4 protein-coding genes are annotated in these 2,744 nt (G+C 62.8%); all 4 read left to right on the forward strand.

From position 1 onward, the window contains the following. On the forward strand, window positions 1-412 hold a 412-nt coding region (locus Q8Q83_RS10980), incomplete at its 5' end, for an AIR synthase-related protein (RefSeq protein WP_305623649.1). Continuing rightward, window positions 412-1,512 carry a tRNA 2-selenouridine(34) synthase MnmH gene (gene mnmH, locus Q8Q83_RS10985; RefSeq protein ID WP_305623651.1) on the forward strand — a complete coding sequence of 367 codons (1,101 nt, stop codon included), beginning with the start codon at window positions 412-414 and terminating at the stop codon, window positions 1,510-1,512. The genes Q8Q83_RS10980 and mnmH, both read left to right, overlap by 1 nt. A 102-nt stretch (window positions 1,513-1,614) precedes the next feature. Then, a complete protein-coding gene (locus Q8Q83_RS10990) occupies window positions 1,615-1,893 on the forward strand; it encodes a hypothetical protein (protein ID WP_305623653.1) in 279 nt (92 codons plus the stop codon). Window positions 1,894-2,271: 378 nt separating this feature from the next. Further along, window positions 2,272-2,744 (forward strand): MoxR family ATPase (locus Q8Q83_RS10995; RefSeq protein WP_305623654.1); only part of this gene is annotated, 473 nt, incomplete at its 3' end.

A 2,744-nucleotide genomic window follows, 5' to 3' on the forward strand; every position in this document is an offset into this window, starting at 1 on the left:
GAACAAGCCTGGCAGCCGCTTCGGCAAACTGGCCGGGGTCAGCGCCATGACCGATGTCACCGGCTTCGGCCTGCTCGGCCATCTAATCGAGATGGCCGACGGCAGCGGCCTGACCGCGCGCATCGAGTTCGCCAAGGTGCCGCGTCTGCCCGGCGTGGAGTACTACCTGGAGCAGGGCTGCGTGCCCGGCGGCACCCTGCGCAACTTCGACAGCTACGGCGAGAAGATCGCGCCGCTGTCCGAACTGCACAAACAGTTGCTGTGCGACCCGCAAACCAGCGGCGGCTTGCTGGTGGCGGTGACCCCCGCAGGCGAGGCGGAGTTTCTCGCTGTGGCCAATGAGCTGGGCCTGGCTCTTGAGCCTATAGGCCAATTGCTCGAGCGTCAGACCTGTGCGGTCGAGGTGCTCTGATGCGCGACAACAGCAGCGACTACCGCAGCCTGTTTCTCAACGCCACGCCGATGATGGATGCCCGCGCCCCGGTTGAATTCCACAAGGGCGCCTTTCCGGGTGTGGTCAATCTGCCGCTGATGGACGATCTCGAGCGGCAGAAGGTCGGCACCTGCTACAAGCAGCACGGCCAGCAAGCCGCCATCGAACTGGGCCATCAGCTGGTCAGCGGTCCGCTCAAGGCCGAGCGTATCGAGGCCTGGGCCGCTTTTGCCCGCGCCAATCCCGAGGGTTACCTGTACTGCTTTCGCGGCGGCCTGCGTTCGCAGATAGTCCAGCAGTGGCTGAAAAGCGAGGCCGGCATCGACTACCCACGGGTGATCGGCGGCTACAAGGCCATGCGTAGCTTCCTGCTGGAAACCACCGAGCAAGCGCTGCAGCAGTGCGATTTCATCCTGGTCGGCGGCATGACCGGTACCGGCAAGACCGAGGTGCTGGCTGCGCTTAGCAACAGCCTGGATCTGGAAGGCCACGCCAATCACCGTGGTTCCAGCTTTGGCAAGCGCGCCACCGGCCAGCCGGCGCAGATCGACTTCGAGAACGCCCTGGCCATCGACATCCTGAAAAAACGCGGCGTGGGCCTTGAGCAATTCGTGCTGGAGGACGAGGGGCGGATTATCGGCAAATGCTCGTTGCCCCTCGAGTTGTACCAGAGCATGCAGGCCTTTCACCTGGTCTGGCTGGAAGACAGCCTGGCCAACCGAGTGGAACGTATTCTCAAAGATTACGTGATTGACCTGAGCGGTGAATTTATCGCCCTGCTGGGGGAGGCGGAGGGCTTTAAGGTCTATGCCGAACGCCTGCAGCAGAGCCTGGCGAATATCCTCAAGCGTCTGGGCGGTGAGCGTTATCAGCGTATGGCCGCGATCATGGATCAAGCCCTGCTGGAACAGCAAAGTAGCGGCAAGGTCGATAGCCATCGCGGTTGGATCGAGGCGCTGCTGGTGGAGTATTACGACCCCATGTACGGGTTCCAGCGCGAGAACAAGGCCGGGCGCATCGAGTTCGTCGGTGAACAGGCCGCCGTACTGGAGTTTTTGCGGCAGCGGGCGGCGTCCTAAGCGGCTGTGACAACATTCGCGCCTCTGCGTCACGGCACTTTTAGTGCAGCCACTCGTCATAAGCATGTGAGCAATAACATTTTTTATTCTGGGAGTTGGATGATGAAGCTGTGGATAGTGTTGCCCATGCTGGTACTGGCGCTCAGCGGTTGTGCGGGTAAAACCGCGTACCGCGCCTCCTGCGCCAATCAGCTGGAGGCGGCCTGGCGTGAGTTGGATATCGCCAAGGCCGAAGGTTTTGCCGGCACCGTGAGCTATTCCAAGGCGCTGTCGTTGCTCACCGCGGCGAAAACCCAGCAGCAGTTCGAGGGCTACAAGGGCTGTACGGCCAAGTCGGAGCGAGCGCGTTTCTATATCCGCGAATCCCGCGCCGGGCGCTAAGGCCAGAGGTCTTTACCGTACCGCCGAGGAGCGCTGAATGCTGTTGGGTTTCAGCACGCTAAGCGCGCTCGAGTGTTATCGCGGGCCGGCCTCGACTGTGACGCAGCGGCCTATTTGCCTAGCTCTCCAGCCTGTCGGCGAGTATCGACGCCGGCAAACTCGATCTGTCGGGCGCCAGGGCGGTACGGCCTATAGCCGCACCACCGCGCGCTTCGATCTGCCAAGGCCAGGCTGATCGACCATTCCGGCCGCTGCTCTCGGGCGGCGGTTGGCTCGGCTCGACTGCCGGCTTCACAAGTTCGTCAGTAAAGGTTTCCAGCGGCTATGCCGTGGCGCCGTGGCGCAGTAGCATCCTGACTCGCACTGAAGGAGTGATAGATGCGCGCCAAACTGGAAGCTGTGCTGCAAGCAGTCAATCAGGTCTTGCTGGGCAAGGAGCCGCAGGTCCGCCTGGCCCTGACCTGCCTGCTGGCCGAGGGTCACCTGTTGATCGAGGATTTGCCGGGTATGGGCAAGACCACCCTCAGCCAGGCCCTGGCCCGGGTGCTGGGTCTGAGTTTCCAGCGCATCCAGTTCACCTCCGACCTGTTGCCCGGCGATATCCTCGGCACCTCGGTATTCGACAAGGACAGCGGGCAGTTTATTTTCCACCCCGGGCCGATCTTCGCCGAGTTGGTGCTGGCCGATGAGATCAACCGCGCCACGCCGAAAAGCCAGAGCGCGCTGCTGGAGGCCATGGAGGAGGGCCAGGTGACCATCGAGGGCGCGACCCGGCCGCTGCCTGAGCCCTTCTTCGTGATTGCCACGCAGAACCCGGTGAGCCAGGGCGGCACCTTCGCCTTGCCGGAGTC

Origin of the sequence: Pseudomonas sp. (assembly GCF_030696055.1) — a bacterium.
Lineage (GTDB): Bacteria > Pseudomonadota > Gammaproteobacteria > Pseudomonadales > Pseudomonadaceae > Aquipseudomonas.

Bases quoted from the DNA above. Each gene is read 5' to 3' on its own strand.
- mnmH (WP_305623651.1), top strand. From the start codon at position 412: ATGCGCGACAACAGCAGCGACTACCGCAGCCTGTTTCTCAACGCCACG.
- Q8Q83_RS10990 (WP_305623653.1), top strand. From the start codon at position 1,615: ATGAAGCTGTGGATAGTGTTGCCCATGCTGGTACTGGCGCTCAGCGGT.